At 69.3% G+C, this 13,424-nt stretch carries 11 protein-coding genes; 1 reads left to right on the top strand and 10 read right to left on the bottom strand.

The annotated features are described in order from the left end of the window. Positions 1–190: 190 nt before the first annotated feature. The 8 genes from OG870_RS32450 to OG870_RS32485 form a co-directional block, all read right to left on the bottom strand. Complete coding sequence (locus tag OG870_RS32450) at positions 191–772, bottom strand: GTP-binding protein (RefSeq protein WP_026248371.1); 582 nt, start codon at positions 770–772, stop codon at positions 191–193. Continuing rightward, positions 753–1,346, bottom strand: a complete 594-nt coding sequence (locus tag OG870_RS32455; protein ID WP_266522025.1) for a DUF742 domain-containing protein — start codon at positions 1,344–1,346, stop codon at positions 753–755. Before OG870_RS32455 ends, OG870_RS32450 begins: the two co-directional genes overlap by 20 nt. 96 nt (positions 1,347–1,442) lie before the next feature. Continuing rightward, positions 1,443–1,856: a roadblock/LC7 domain-containing protein gene (locus tag OG870_RS32460; protein WP_037781109.1), complete on the bottom strand. Its 414-nt coding sequence runs from the start codon at positions 1,854–1,856 to the stop codon at positions 1,443–1,445. A 10-nt stretch (positions 1,857–1,866) separates the two neighbouring features. Further along, positions 1,867–5,211 (bottom strand): sensor histidine kinase, encoded by a 3,345-nt coding sequence (locus OG870_RS32465; protein ID WP_266590202.1) that lies wholly within the window; start codon positions 5,209–5,211, stop codon positions 1,867–1,869. A gap of 391 nt (positions 5,212–5,602) precedes the next feature. Then, on the bottom strand, positions 5,603–6,178 hold the full coding sequence (locus OG870_RS32470; RefSeq protein WP_266522034.1) for a GTP-binding protein: 576 nt from the start codon (positions 6,176–6,178) through the stop codon (positions 5,603–5,605). Continuing rightward, positions 6,159–6,554 (bottom strand): DUF742 domain-containing protein, encoded by a 396-nt coding sequence (locus tag OG870_RS32475; protein ID WP_016432454.1) that lies wholly within the window; start codon positions 6,552–6,554, stop codon positions 6,159–6,161. The genes OG870_RS32470 and OG870_RS32475 overlap by 20 nt, the downstream gene beginning before the upstream one ends. 109 nt (positions 6,555–6,663) lie before the next feature. Continuing rightward, a complete protein-coding gene (locus OG870_RS32480; RefSeq protein WP_003993189.1) occupies positions 6,664–7,077 on the bottom strand; it encodes a roadblock/LC7 domain-containing protein in 414 nt (137 codons plus the stop codon). A gap of 9 nt (positions 7,078–7,086) precedes the next feature. Further along, positions 7,087–11,004 (bottom strand): nitrate- and nitrite sensing domain-containing protein, encoded by a 3,918-nt coding sequence (locus OG870_RS32485; RefSeq protein ID WP_327691774.1) that lies wholly within the window; start codon positions 11,002–11,004, stop codon positions 7,087–7,089. A 602-nt stretch (positions 11,005–11,606) separates the two neighbouring features. Between OG870_RS32485 and OG870_RS32490 the strand changes: the two genes are divergently transcribed. Then, positions 11,607–11,804 (top strand): hypothetical protein, encoded by a 198-nt coding sequence (locus OG870_RS32490; RefSeq protein WP_266522042.1) that lies wholly within the window; start codon positions 11,607–11,609, stop codon positions 11,802–11,804. A 14-nt stretch (positions 11,805–11,818) separates the two neighbouring features. Here OG870_RS32490 and OG870_RS32495 read toward each other — a convergent pair whose 3' ends face one another. Together OG870_RS32495 and OG870_RS32500 are read right to left on the bottom strand one after the other, a co-directional pair. Continuing rightward, the gene (locus OG870_RS32495; protein ID WP_266522044.1) at positions 11,819–12,742 is read right to left on the bottom strand and encodes a hypothetical protein; all 924 of its coding nucleotides are present in this window, start codon (positions 12,740–12,742) and stop codon (positions 11,819–11,821) included. Between the two features lie 114 nt (positions 12,743–12,856). After that, positions 12,857–13,297 carry a hypothetical protein gene (locus OG870_RS32500; RefSeq protein ID WP_266522047.1) on the bottom strand — a complete coding sequence of 147 codons (441 nt, stop codon included), beginning with the start codon at positions 13,295–13,297 and terminating at the stop codon, positions 12,857–12,859. Positions 13,298–13,424 lie beyond the last annotated feature (127 nt).

Consider the following 13,424-nt stretch of genomic DNA (forward strand, 5'->3'; position numbering starts at 1 on the left):
ACCTGCGGCGCTTGTACGGCCCCGTTCTCCCCCTTGCGGGGAGGGCGGGGCCGTCGTCGTCTGCGGGCGAGTGGCGGCCGTTCGCGCAGTTCCCCGCGCCCCCGAAGGGGCGCGTGCGTGACAAGCCACTGGGCTGCCGCAGACGGCGTATCACCGTCCGAGGCAGCCCAGTGGCCGCAAGAAGCACCTGTTACCGGAGGCGGGCCATGAGAGCGTGCTCGACCAGCGTGATCAGCGCACTCTTGGCATCGGCACGATGCCGGGCGTCGGTCGTGATGATCGGGGTGTCGGGCCCGATCTGCAGAGCCTCCCGCACCTCGTCCGGGTTGTACGGCTGGTTGCCGTCGAAGCCGTTGAGGGCGATCACGAAGGGGAGGCCCGAGTTCTCGAAGTAGTCGACCGCGGGGAAGCAGTCGGCGAGACGCCGGGTGTCCACGAGCACGATCGCGCCGATCGCGCCGCGGACCAGGTCGTCCCACATGAACCAGAAGCGGTCCTGGCCGGGCGTACCGAAGAGGTACAGGATCAGGTCCTGGTCCAGGGTGATGCGTCCGAAGTCCATGGCGACCGTGGTGGTCGTCTTGTCTCCGGTGTGCGTGAGGTCGTCGATGCCCGCGCTGGCGGACGTCATGACGGCCTCGGTACGCAGCGGGTTGATCTCCGAGACGGCCCCTACGAACGTGGTCTTGCCCACGCCGAAGCCACCCGCCACCACAATCTTCGCTGAGGTGGTGGAGCGGGAAGGACCGCCGCTAGAGCTTGCGAAGTCCACTGAGCACCCTTTCGAGCAGTGTCACGTCTGGCTGGCCGCCGGCGTTCTCGTCGCCGCCGGGCTGATGAATCGCGACCAGTCCCGCCTCCGCCAAGTCGGCGACGAGGATCCTGGCCACGCCGAGAGGGATCGTCAGGAGTGCCGAGATCTCGGCAACCGACTTGATCTCCCGGCAGAGGTTGCAGATCCGCTGATGCTCGGGCAGCTGGCCCTGCATCTGGTGCGGCTGCGCGGTGGTGTGCACCAGCGCCTCGATGGCGAGCTGGTAGCGGGGCCTGGTGCGGCCGCCCGTCATGGCGTACGGGCGCACCAGGGGGTTGCTCGACGACCCTGCGGGCGCCGGCTCAGGGGAACGTCGCTGCGGCTGCACGGGCTGGATGCGCGGCGCCGGCGGCTGATCGTACGGCGACGGCCCGGGGCCCTGCGGACCCTGGGGCGCGTACGGCTGCTGACGCCGGTGGCTCGGGGCGGAGGGGAAGTTGTAACGGTTCGGGTTCTGGGAACCGTCGCCCTGGCCCTGGGCAGGGCCGTACGACCAGTTGCCCGAGGACGAACCGCCTGGGGGTGTTGCCACTTTCTCCTCCTCCGACCGTGCCGGGGCACCCAATCACTGTGGAGCCGCGTCCCGAAACCTTACGGCCCCGGGACGCCAAAACGCACCGTCTGTCTGTCAGTTGAGCAGGCTGCCCTGGAGCTCCGCACGGAGATCCGGCGTCAGGACCGAACCGGCACGGTCCACCAGAAGAGCCATCTCGTACCCAATGAGGCCGATGTCCGCCTCCGGGTGTGCCAGGACTGCGAGCGAGGAACCGTCGGATACGGACATGATGAAGAGGAATCCCCGCTCCATCTCCACAACCGTCTGGTTCACGCTGCCGCCCTCGAAGATGCGCGAGGCACCGGCGGTCAGTGAGGTCAGACCCGACGCGACGGCCGCCAGCTGGTCGGCACGGTCGCGCGGGAACCCTTCGGACATCGCCAGAAGGAGTCCGTCGGCGGAGACCACCACGGTGTGGGACACCCCCGGGGTGTTGTCCACGAAGTTGGTGATCAACCAGTTCAGGTTCTGTGCCGCCTGGCTCATCGGGCTCACACTAACGCTCCTGGTTGTAGGTGCTGTCAGGACCACTGTGGTGATTCCTAGTGGCCTGGCCGTTCGTTTCACTGCCTGCGCCGGCGCTGCGTCCGCGCTGGACGCCCCGACGCAGGTTGCTCAGCCTGCCCCGGACGTCCTCCGGGGCGCGGGAGACCTGTGGGCCGCCCTGGGGGGTGGTCTCGGCGGCTCCCTCGACCAGGTTGGCCTTGGGCACCCGCCGCGGCAGGCCGGAGGCGGTGACCCCGCCCGCCTTGGGCTTCCGGAGCTGCGAGGCCTGCTGCCAGCGGTCGTCGTTCGTGGAACGCCAGTCGCCGGTACCAGTGCCGTTGCCGTTGCTGCTGCCGTTGCTGCTGCCGTTGCTCTCCGGTGCGGGGGCCGGCGCTTCCTGGTTCACCTGCCGGGCGCCGTTCGAACCGTTCGCGGGGGCCCCGAAGGCTCCGCGGCGGGGAAGTCCGGCGTCGGTCAGTGAGTGGCCGGCGGAAGGGGCCGGTCCCGGCTGGTCGAAGCCTACGCGGTCGTGCTCGCTCACGTCAGCGGCCTGCGCGGATTCCGTTTCCGGAACGTACTCGGACGAGTATCCGTTCCGGTAGCCGTCCTGCTGAGGCCAGTCGTCCTGGTAGCGCCGCTCCTCGAAGGCCGCGAAGGGCTCCGGGGCGGGGGCGTGCGAGGCGGCGGGCTCCTCGCGGACCGGCTCCGCATACGGCGGCTCGGGGTAGCCGCCGTTGGGCGAGAACGTGTCGTTCTGAGGCAGGCCGCCGTTCTGCGCGAAGTACGGCTCCTCGTACGACGGGCGGGGAGCCGGCTCGTCATACGCGGGGCGCTGCTGCTCCTCGTACGGAGTCTGCTGCGGCTCGTCGTAGGCGGGGCGCTGGTCGTAGCCGCCCGGCTGCTGCTCCTGGAATCCGGCGGGGCCGTTGTCGTAGGACGACTGCCTGCCGTACGGGTCGGCGTAGGACGACTCGGCGGACTCCTGGCCCGGCTGGTCGCCGCTCGACTGGGCCTCCAGGGCCGCACGGCGCTCCTCGCGCATCAGCGAGCGGCCGACGGGGTCCAGCTCCCGGATGTCGTCCGGGACCTCGGTGTAGCGGCTGTCGTCGAAGCCCAGCTCCGCGGCCGTGCGCATCGGCAGGCCGTTGTTGAAGTCCTCGCCCTGGTAGCTCTGCTCCGGGATGATCTGCGAGACCGTGAACTCGTCGCGCGGCTGCTGCTCGCCGCCGCCACCGCCGTGGGTGATCGCGTCGGGCAGCATGACCAGCGAGGTGGTGCCGGCCTGCTCGCCGGAGGGGCGCAGCTGGACGCGGATGCCGTGCCGGTCGGACAGCCGGCCGACCACGAACAGGCCCATGCGCTGGGAGATCGCGGCGTCCACGGTCGGCGGGTTGGCCAGCTTGTGGTTGATGTCCGCGAAGTCCTCGGCGGTGAGGCCGATGCCCTTGTCGTGGATCTCGATCATGATGCGGCCGTCGGGCAGCCGGGTCGCGGTCACGCGGACCTTGGTCTGCGGGGAGGAGAACGTCGTCGCGTTCTCAAGGAGCTCGGCGAGCAGGTGCACGAGGTCGGTGACCGCGCGGCCGTGGATCTCGGCCTCGGGGACGCCGGAGAGCTCGATGCGCTCGTACTGCTCCACCTCGGAGGAGGCGGCGCGCAGCACGTCGACCAGCGGGACCGGCTGGTCCCAGCGGCGGCCGGGCTCCTCGCCGGCGAGGACCAGGAGGTTCTCGCCGTTGCGGCGCATACGGGTCGCGAGGTGGTCCAGGCGGAAGAGGTTCTCCAGCTGGTCCGGGTCGGCCTCGTTGTTCTCCAGGTCGGTGATCAGGGTCAGCTGGCCCTCGATCAGCGACTGGTTGCGCCGGGACAGGTTGGTGAAGATCGCGTTGATGTTGCCACGGAGCAGGGCCTGCTCGGCGGCGAGTCGCACGGCCTCGCGGTGGACCTGGTCGAAGGCGCGGGCGACCTCGCCGATCTCGTCGCGGGTGTTGATCGGGATGGGCTGGACGCGGGTGTCCACACGGCCCGGGTCGGTGCGCGAGAGCTGGTCGACCAGCATCGGCAGACGCTGCTCGGCGATACCGAAGGCGGCGTTGCGCAGCTGGCGCATCGAGCGGGACATCTGGCGGGCGACGGCACCGGCCAGGATGAACGCCAGGAGCAGGGCGACGACGACGGCGGCACCCGTGATGAGGGCGTCACGCTTGGCGTTGTCGGCGATGTTCGAGGCCTCGTTCACGGCCTTGTCGGCCATGTCCGCCTGGATCTGGCGGTAGACGTCGGCCCGGAGGGTGGTGACCCCCCACCAGTTCTCGGCGGTGGTGCCCTTCTGGGCGAGCAGGGCGCGGGCGCTCGGGTCGGTGGTCTGCAGCGCCGAGAGCGCCGTGACCATCTCCGTCGGGTCGGACGGCGGCGGCACGTAGACCTGGTTGGCGGCCGCTGCCTTCGCGGCGGCCTGCTTGGCCTGGGCCGTGCCCTCGGCCTTCGCCTTGGCCTCGAGGTCGACGAGCTTCCTCGCGTCCGCCTCGGTACCGCCGGCCTTGTACTCCTCGATGGCGATGCCTTCGAGGTAGGCGTACGAGGAGAGGGCGACGCGCTGCTTGGCGAGGTCGTCCTTCTTGGGGCCGGGGCTGACCAGCACGTGCATGCCGATCGACCGCTCCAGCGACAGCGCGGCCTGGGTCAGCGAGATCGCGTAGACGGTACGGCCGTAGCTGGTGATGTTGCCGGTGCCCAGACCGAGCTCGTTGGCGAACTCCATCAGGGGGTGGGCGACTGCGACGTAACCCTCTTCGGTCTCCACTCCGTGGACCCTGGAGGAGTAGGCGGTCGCACGCAGCGTGGCCAGCTGCGGTTCGGCCTGCCGGAAAAGCTTGAGGCGGCGCAGCAGGCCGGCTTTCTTCGGCATGTTCTGCGCCGCCTCGTCGAAGGCGTCTGCTGCGTCGTCGGTCGTCTTGCGGGCCGCGGCGACCGTCTTCTTGTCCTCGGCGGTCTCGCCCTTGCCCTTGAGCAGCGGTGCGGCGGTGATGTCACGCTCGTTGTTGACGGCGTTGGCGTAGGTCAGGGAGGCCCGCACCAGACGCGCGGTGCTCTCGGCGTCCTGCGCCTCCTGCCAGGTGTCGATCGAGCTCTTCACCTGGAAGCCGCCCATGACGAGGCCGACCGTCACGGGTATGAGCAGGATCGCGTTCAGCCGGGTCGGCACCCGCCAGTTGCGGGGGGAGAATCGGCCGCCGCTCGGAGCGGGGACGGCCGTCGGCTCCGAACCGGGCACAGGGGCGGGCGCCGCACCGCGCGGCGGCGGGGTGAAGTTGCCCCGGGCCGACGGCTCGGGACCGTTCTTGCTTCGCCTCACTCGACCAACAACCTCTCGGCGGCGGGCACCAACGTTGTGCCGCAGTGTCTCAGAGCCCAGTACGCCACTGAGTACGCAGTACTACTGAGTACGTCTTTGACTATTGGGCAGTTCACGCATTCCAGCACGACGACCTGCGCTCTTCCAAACAGTGGAAAGCGAGGATTCCGTGTGATGTAAGCCCCAGATAAAACGGTCATAAAGAACGAGCCCCGCCAAATGGCGGGGCTTTCGTGTGCGCAGCGGCACCGGTTGACAACCACCCGTGGCCGTACCACGCGATTCCACTGTCAAAACGTTATGAACACCGGGGTCGACCGTGTCAAACGCCACAGCCGACTCCGGTGCTCCTACGACAACTGCCGTACGGCGTTGCCGACTTGAAGACGATCTACCGCAGCCGCGCCATGAGAGCGTGCTCGACCAGCGTGATCAGCGCACTCTTGGCGTCGGCCCGGTGGCGCGCGTCGGTCGTGATGATCGGGGTGTCGGGGCCTATCTGCAGAGCCTCGCGCACCTCCTCGGGGGCGTACGGCTGGTGCCCCTCGAAGCCGTTGAGCGCGACGACGAACGGGAGGCCCGAGTTCTCGAAGTAGTCGACCGCGGGGAAGCAGTCGGCGAGACGCCGGGTGTCCACGAGCACGATCGCGCCGATCGCGCCGCGGACCAGGTCGTCCCACATGAACCAGAAGCGGTCCTGGCCGGGCGTACCGAAGAGGTACAGGATCAGGTCCTGGTCCAGGGTGATGCGTCCGAAGTCCATGGCGACCGTGGTGGTCGTCTTGCCACCGGTGTGCGTGAGATCGTCGATGCCCGCCGAGGCAGACGTCATGACGGCCTCGGTGCGCAGCGGGTTGATCTCCGAGACGGCGCCGACGAACGTGGTCTTGCCCACGCCGAAGCCACCCGCCACCACAATCTTCGCGGAGGTGGTCGCCCGCCCTCCGTCAGAGCTTGCGAAGTCCACTGAGCACCCTTTCGAGCAGTGTCACGTCCGGCGCACCGGTCGTCTCGTCGCCACCAGGCTGGTGGATGGCGACGAGCCCGGCCTCAGCCAGGTCCGCGACAAGAATCCGGGCCACACCCAGTGGCATGGCCAGGAGCGCCGACACCTCGGCGACCGACTTCACCTCACGGCACAGGTGGCAGATGCGCTGGTGCTCCGGGAGCAGCCCCATGAGCGCTGCCGGGTCGGCCGTCGTGCTGATCAGCGCCTCGATGGCGAGCTGATAGCGCGGCCGCGTCCGGCCGCCGGTCATCGCGTAAGGACGTACCAGCGGCTGGTCGCCCTCATCCTCGTACGGCTCCGCGTACGGATCATGAGAGGCGGTGGGCGGGGTCATGAATCCTCCGGGCGGGACAGCATGTCGGTCAGTCGTGCCGTCGAAAAGGCCGATGGGGGGATTGTGGCGGCCGGACGGTGATTTGGTGAGACGGGTGGTGCGGTGAGGATCAGTGGAGCAAACTGCCTTGCAGTTCGGCGCGGAGGTCGGGTGTGAGCACCGCGCCCGCCCGGTCGACCAGCAGTGCCATCTCGTAGCCGACCAGGCCGATGTCGCACTCGGGGTGCGCCAGTACGGCGAGGGACGAGCCGTCCGAGACGGACATGAGGAAGAGAAAACCGCGTTCCATCTCGACGACCGTCTGCGCCACGCTGCCCCCCTCGAAGATCCGGGAGGCCCCGGCCGTCAACGAGGTGAGACCGGACGCGACGGCCGCCAGTTGATCGGCCCGGTCGCGGGGGAAGCCTTCCGACATCGCCAGAAGGAGACCGTCCGCCGACACGACGACGGTGTGGGACACCCCGGGGGTGTTGTCCACGAAGTTGGTGATCAACCAGTTGAGGTTCTGTGCCGCCTGGCTCATCTGGCTCAACTAACGCTCCTGCTGGTGAGTGGGGCTCGGGAAGCTGCCGGTCTGGCCGGTACCGGCCTGGCGACCCTGCGCGATGCCCCGACGGAGATTGGTCAGCCGGCCGCGTACGTCGTCAGGCGTACGCGAGACAGCCGGACCGGATTGGTGCTGTTGCTGCTGAGCCGTGCCCGGGACGAGGTTCGCCCGGGGCACCCGGCGCGGCAGGCCGGAGGTGGTGACGCCGCCCGCCGCCGGCTGCCTGACGCGTTCCGCCTGCCGGACGAGGTCGTCGTTCGGTGAGGCGCGCCAGGAAGAGGTGGCGGGACGCTGTGGGGAGGAGGAGTGCTCCGGTGCGGGGGCGGAGGCCGGAGCCGGCTGCTGCTGCGCCGCGGAGCCGTTGCCCTGCTGCCCGGAGCCGTTGCTCTGCTCGCTGCCGTGGAACCAGTTGGTCTCCAGCGTGTCGTACAGCGGTGTACGACCGTCGCCCGGGCCGGTCGCCGGAGGCAGCGCCTCAGGCTCCTGGCGGGCGGGCCGCTGCTGCGGACGCGACGGGGCCGGCGGCCGCGGGGCACCGAAGTCGCCCTGGTTGCCGCCCGACTGCGGGCGCTCGAACTGCCCGGTGCTGCCGGGGTTCGCGCGACCGGGCAGCGAGTGCTGGCCGGTGGAGCCGCCGTCGTAGCCAGGCGCGGGGAACTGGCCCGTGGAGCTGCCGTCGTACCCGTACGCCTGGGGGCTCGCGAACTGGCCCGTGTTGGCCGGGTTGCTCGGGTTGTTCTGGCCGTTCTGCCCGTTCGAAGGGCCGAAGACGTCCGAGCGGACGAACTGCCCCGTGTCCTGTGAACCGTTCGTGCCCGGCTGCGGCGCACCGAAGTCCTGCTGGGCGTACTGGCCGGTGTTCTGCGGCGAGTCCGCGCCGGGACGGCCGTACTGGCCCGTGTGCTGCGGGTTGCCCGGTGCCGGTACACCGAAGTCGGGGCGGGGGAAGTCGGAGGCGGTGCCCTGGGAGAACTCGGTCGGGGAGCCGGGACCCTGACGGCCGTCGCTCCGCGGGATCGCCGGCATCTCCGACGTCGAGCCGAGGCCCTGACGGTCGTCGATACGGGGCATCCGGGAGGTCTCGTCGTGACCGCGCGGGGTGTCGAGCGAGGCACGCGGCACCGGCGGCTGCGCGTTCTCGTCGCTCCAACTCGGCGTACGGGGCTGCGGGTTGCCGCCCGGCAGCTCGGCCCGCGGACCACCGCGACCCGGCAGCTGCGGCTGACGGCCACGCCGGCCGCCACCACGCCCACCCTGCTCGTTGCCGGCGTTGCCGGCGTTGCCGGGGGCCGGGGACTGCGGCGGTACGGCGCCACGAGCGCCGCCGAAGCTGTCCTGGCCCGTGCCCGCGGCCTGCAGGCCCTGCGGCGCGCCCGGCGCCTGACCGAAGCCGGCGCCCGCACCCGCGGGAGACGGCCGGCCCTGCTGCGGGGCTGCGGGGGACTGTGGGCCATGCTGTCCGGCCGGCGCGCCCGGACGGCCGCCGCCGTTGCCACCGGCACCCGGCAGCGCGGCACGCGGACCCTGAGCGGCACCCAGCCGACCTCCACCGGAGGGGGCACCGGCACCGAGCGCACCGCCCGGAGCACCACCGCCCGGCGCACCCGCGCCGAGGGGGCCACCGGGGGCGCCGCCGGCGGCACCGGCCTGGCGTCGTGCCGCGGCCACACCGGCGGCGGCCTGCGCGGCGGCCGGACCGCCGCTCACGGGGGCGCCCTGACCCGACTTGGGCTGCGGCTTCTTGCCGCCCTGGGCGACATCGACGGGCAGCATGACCAGCGCGGTCGTACCACCGGAGTCGGAGGGGCGCAGCTGGATGCGGATGCCGTGGCGCTGCGACAGACGACCGACCACGAACAGACCCATGCGGCGGGAGACGGAGACGTCCACGGTGGGCGGCGAGGCGAGCCGCTCGTTGATCGCCGCGAGGTCCTCGGGGGAGAGGCCGATGCCGGTGTCGTGGATCTCGATCAGGACGCGGCCGTCGGGCAGCGCGTGACCGGTGACCTTGACCTTGGTCTGCGGCGAGGAGAACGAGGTCGCGTTCTCGAGCAGCTCGGCGAGCAGGTGCACGAGGTCGTTGACGACTCGTCCGGCCACTTCGGTGGTCGGTACGGCGGCCAGCTCGATGCGCTCGTACTGCTCCACCTCGGACGCGGCGGCGCGGAGCACGTCGACCAGCGGGACCGGGCGGGTCCAGCGGCGGCCGGGCTCCTCACCCGCGAGGACGAGGAGGTTCTCACCGTTACGGCGCATGCGCGTCGCGAGGTGGTCGAGCTTGAACAGCGAGGACAGCTGGTCCGGGTCGGCCTCGCGGGACTCCAGTTCGGAGATCAGCGACAGCTGGCGCTGGATAAGACCCTGGGAGCGGCGCGAGAGGTTGGTGAACATCGCGTTGACGTTGCCCCGCAGCAGGGCCTGCTCGGCGGCGAGGCGGACCGCCTCGCGGTGCACGTCGTCGAAGGCCGCGGCCACCTGGCCGATCTCGTCCTTGGAGTGCACACCGACCGACTCGACGGAGGTGTCGACGTCCTGCGGGTCCGACTCGGACAGCTGCTTTACCAGCTCGGGCAGCCGGTCCTGGGCGACCTTGGTGGCGGTCTCCTGCAGCCGGCGCAGCGAGCGGATCATGGACCGGGCCACCACGAAGGCGCCGACGAGCGAGACACCGAGGACGAGCAGGATCAGCGCACCGGAGATGATCGCCTCGCGCTCGGAGGCAGAGCGCAGCTCGCGGGCCTTCTGCTCCATGTCCTCGAGCAGCGTGTGCTCGATCTTCTTCATCTGCTCGATCTTGGTCGAGCTGTCGTCCACCCAGTCCTGGTACGACCGCTTCGGCAGGTCGGACAGGCCGTCCGTGGAGGCGAGGGCACGGCCGGCGTACTTGTCGGTGGCCGTGATCGTCGCGTTGTTCTCCTCGATGGGCTTGAGGAGGGCGACCGCCGAGTCCGTGCCGTAGATGCTCTTGAAGCTGCGCAGTTCGGAGCCCTGGCTCTGCAGCGCCGACTCGGCGTACAGCCGGTCGTTCTCCGAGAGCTTGCCGACTGTCGTGTTGTTCGCGGGAAGCGCCGCCGCGAGGACCGCGCGCTGCACGGACGCGTACTCCTTGGCGGAGGAGAACGCGGCCAGCGAGCGGGTGCGCTGGATCATCTCGGGGTTGCTGGTGGCCTCCGCCATGTCCTGCGAGAGGTCCAGCAGGTGCGTGATGAGGCGGTGGTAGGACTCGACGGTCTGGGACGAGTTGAGCCGCGTCTCGTAGGCGCCGGCCCGGACCTTCTCCAGCGAGCCCAGGTCGCTGACGACGCTGACGAGGCTCTCGCGCACACCCTGGAGGTGGTTGTCCTCGCCGGAGACGTCGATCTGTTCGGCGGCGTCCTTGAAGTTCTGCTCGGCCCGGTCCGTCTTGTCGCGGTAGCCCTTGACCGTGTACGCGCTGCCGTTCGAGCCGTGCGCCAGCGGGCCGGCGGACTGGTCGCGCTCCTCCTGGAGCGCGGCGGCCAGCTCGGTGGCCTGCTTGGTCATGTCCGTCAGCAGCTTCATGTTGTCGAGCTGCTGGATGTCGTCCATGTTGTCGCTGATGCGCAGGGCGCCCAGCGAGGTCGCCGCCACCACGGGGAGCGCGAGCAGCGACACCAGGCGCGTGGAGATACGCCAGTTGCGCAGTGCTACGCGCGATCCGGGGCCGCCCGGGCCCTTCGGCGGCTTGACCGGCGGGGGAGTGGTGCCGGAGGACCCGGAAGGTCCGGACGCACCGGGGCGCAACGAGCGCTCACCGCCGTCGCCGGACGCCAGGCCCTGGTTCTGGGCGTGCTGGGGCGAGGAACTGCCGGCATTGGGGCCAGTCCCGCCGTGCGGCTCCGGCTCCGCCGAAGCACTGCCATCCCTCTTGAAACGTCCCTGCACTAGCGTCGCAACCTCTGGACCAGGCACCCCTCCGCTTGAACGGAAGGACACGGTGTCGGCGTATTGGAGAGCGCCCTGAACGCGCCCCCTGTTGGTCGTGAGTGACCGGAGCTGGCTCCCCCTTCTCGCCGTCACGCGGCGCTCGTTGCGCCCCCTGTGCGCCGGCTCGATCCCGCGGCGGTCCGTGGCATTCCAGCACAGAGCAGGATCTCCAACAAGGCTCGCGGGTCATGCCGTGACGTACGTGACAGCACGTGAGTGTCGGGTCACCAGCCGTAGAAGGGGATCGCCCGCATAACGGACGTATGCCCGCGAGTTGCACGGGATCGGACGGTGTCCCAGTCGCCATGATCAGGAGCGGAATGATGGCTTCAGGGGGTCAATGTCCGTTTCGTTGGGGTGGGTTGTGGGCCTGAATTGACCGGTTTGTCCGCCACTCCGTGAGCAAACTCACACGCCGATCAAGGGGTCTCCCCGTCTCCGGACGGGAATTGCATGTTTAGTCTGGCGCTTTACAAGACGTAACGTTTTGACAACCGCGCTCGGGCAAAAGGCCCTTTGGCCTGGTCGGGCGCCCCTAGACGACAAGGTCACGTACAACAGTGAAGACGACGATGATGTTCCGCAACATAGCCAACCCGCGGCGCACGACGCTGGCGCACCTCGAGGACGCCGACGCGCTGCAGGCCCCGCAGCAGCCGGAGCACTCCGTCGACCTTCCGGCCCAGACGGCCAACCCGCGACGCACCATTCTGATGGACGTGCCGGCCGGTGCGGTGGCGGCCTCCGCGGCCGAGTAGCGCGGCCGGGGCGGTCACGCTCCGCCCGTCAACTTCCTGGCCGCGTCCACCTTTTGCCGGTGCAGCTCCTCCAACCGCTGCAGCACCTTGGTGTTCTTCCGGATCATTCCTTTCTGGATCCGCGTCTCGGTATCCAGCCAGGACTCCAGGAGATTCGTACTGCGCTTGCACGTCACATCGGCAGCCGCCGTCTTCCTCTCCTTCTGAGTCACTTCCCCCTGGGTGAACGCGGGCGTGCGGAACGGGTCCATCGGAGAGGCGTACTCGTACCCCTTCTCCTTCATGCAGGCGGACCAGCGGGTGAAGAGCGACTTCATTTCGGGGTCCCGCAGGGAATCCTTGTAGCTGTCGGTGGAGATGTTGCTGGCCGCTGTAACTCCCGCCGGGTACGCGTAGGGTTCGGCGAACTTCTTGATGGACGACCCCAGGCAGCCCGTGTCCGGCACAGCCTTTCCCCGGTACTCCAGCTTGCCGTTTTTATCCCCTGATATTTCCCTGCTTCGCGATCCGTAGAGGACTTTCTTCTGGTCCGCGGTGAGTTTCGGCTCCGGCTCGGGCGGCTGCGGTGGAAGCCGGTATCCGTAGCGGTTCGCGTCGTCCATGTTCGACAGTCCGTACCGCCGGTCGGAGGTGGCTGCCGGTGCCGATTTCCCGGGCGGCCGGTAGGGAAGTCCGAAGCTCTTCATGCAATCCCGCGCCATCACCTGCTGGGCGCTTTCGATGACCTCGTATTCGGCGTCGCTGTAGCTGTACGCCGCGATCGGCAACCGGTAGGTGTAGTCGGCCCTGCCGGGCGTCGTGCCGCCGGTGGACGGCTCCGGTGCCCCGGGGGTGGTGGCCGGGCCCCGCCCCGAGGAGTCGTGGGAGGCGCAGCCCGTCAGCAGGGCAAGGCAGAGAGGGAGGGCGAGGGACAGGGCGGGGATCGCCGAACGCTTCATGATTCCAAACGCCTCTGGGATGCCTCTGAGGGATGCCTCTGGGGGAGCCCCGCGCAGGGCCGGGCGCCCCGCGCGGGGTGGATGCCGTTCGTCAGTGGCGTCGTTGCCGCAGCCCTAGTTCCACTTGTAACAGTTGGTGCCGCTCCGGGCGAAGCCCATGGAGGCGTTCTCGTTGTAGGTGTTGTGCAGTCGGTCGGCGGCCGTGAGCGGAGCGAATGTGTCGCAGGCGCCCGAATATCCGCTGTTGAAGAAGACCGTTGCGATGTTGTCGATGCTCTGGTTGCTGAACGAAGCCGCGTTGTTCTTCACGGCCACGCCCTTACCGGCTCCCGAAGTCAGGAAGGTGTAGCCGGCGAGATTGGACACGCTGGTGCCTCTGAACGCGGTGAACGAACCCGACAGTCCACTGTTGTAGAAGAAGACTCCGCAGTTCTTCTGCGAGTCAAGGCAGTACGGTCCGGCGTCGGCGTGCGCCAGGGGTGCCATGCCCAATACCGCGGCGGCCGTGGCGGGAATCGCGACAGCCAGGGCACGGAAGCTTCGAGATACCTTCATGGGGTCCTCTCTGTTGCGAACTCGATGGTTTTCGCGGCGATCAGCCTATGGCTCCCCCATGGCCGAATCAATAGATTTCACGGTCACGAGATCACTCTCTGCGGAAATGCCCCGTTGTAAGTATCTT

The organism is Streptomyces sp. NBC_00461, from assembly GCF_036013935.1.
Lineage (GTDB): Bacteria > Actinomycetota > Actinomycetes > Streptomycetales > Streptomycetaceae > Streptomyces.

Bases quoted from the DNA above. Each gene is read 5' to 3' on its own strand.
- OG870_RS32460 (WP_037781109.1), bottom strand. From the start codon at position 1,856: ATGAGCCAGGCGGCACAGAACCTGAACTGGTTGATCACCAACTTCGTG.
- OG870_RS32495 (WP_266522044.1), bottom strand. From the start codon at position 12,742: ATGAAGCGTTCGGCGATCCCCGCCCTGTCCCTCGCCCTCCCTCTCTGC.
- OG870_RS32480 (WP_003993189.1), bottom strand. From the start codon at position 7,077: ATGAGCCAGGCGGCACAGAACCTCAACTGGTTGATCACCAACTTCGTG.
- OG870_RS32475 (WP_016432454.1), bottom strand. From the start codon at position 6,554: ATGACCCCGCCCACCGCCTCTCATGATCCGTACGCGGAGCCGTACGAG.
- OG870_RS32500 (WP_266522047.1), bottom strand. From the start codon at position 13,297: ATGAAGGTATCTCGAAGCTTCCGTGCCCTGGCTGTCGCGATTCCCGCC.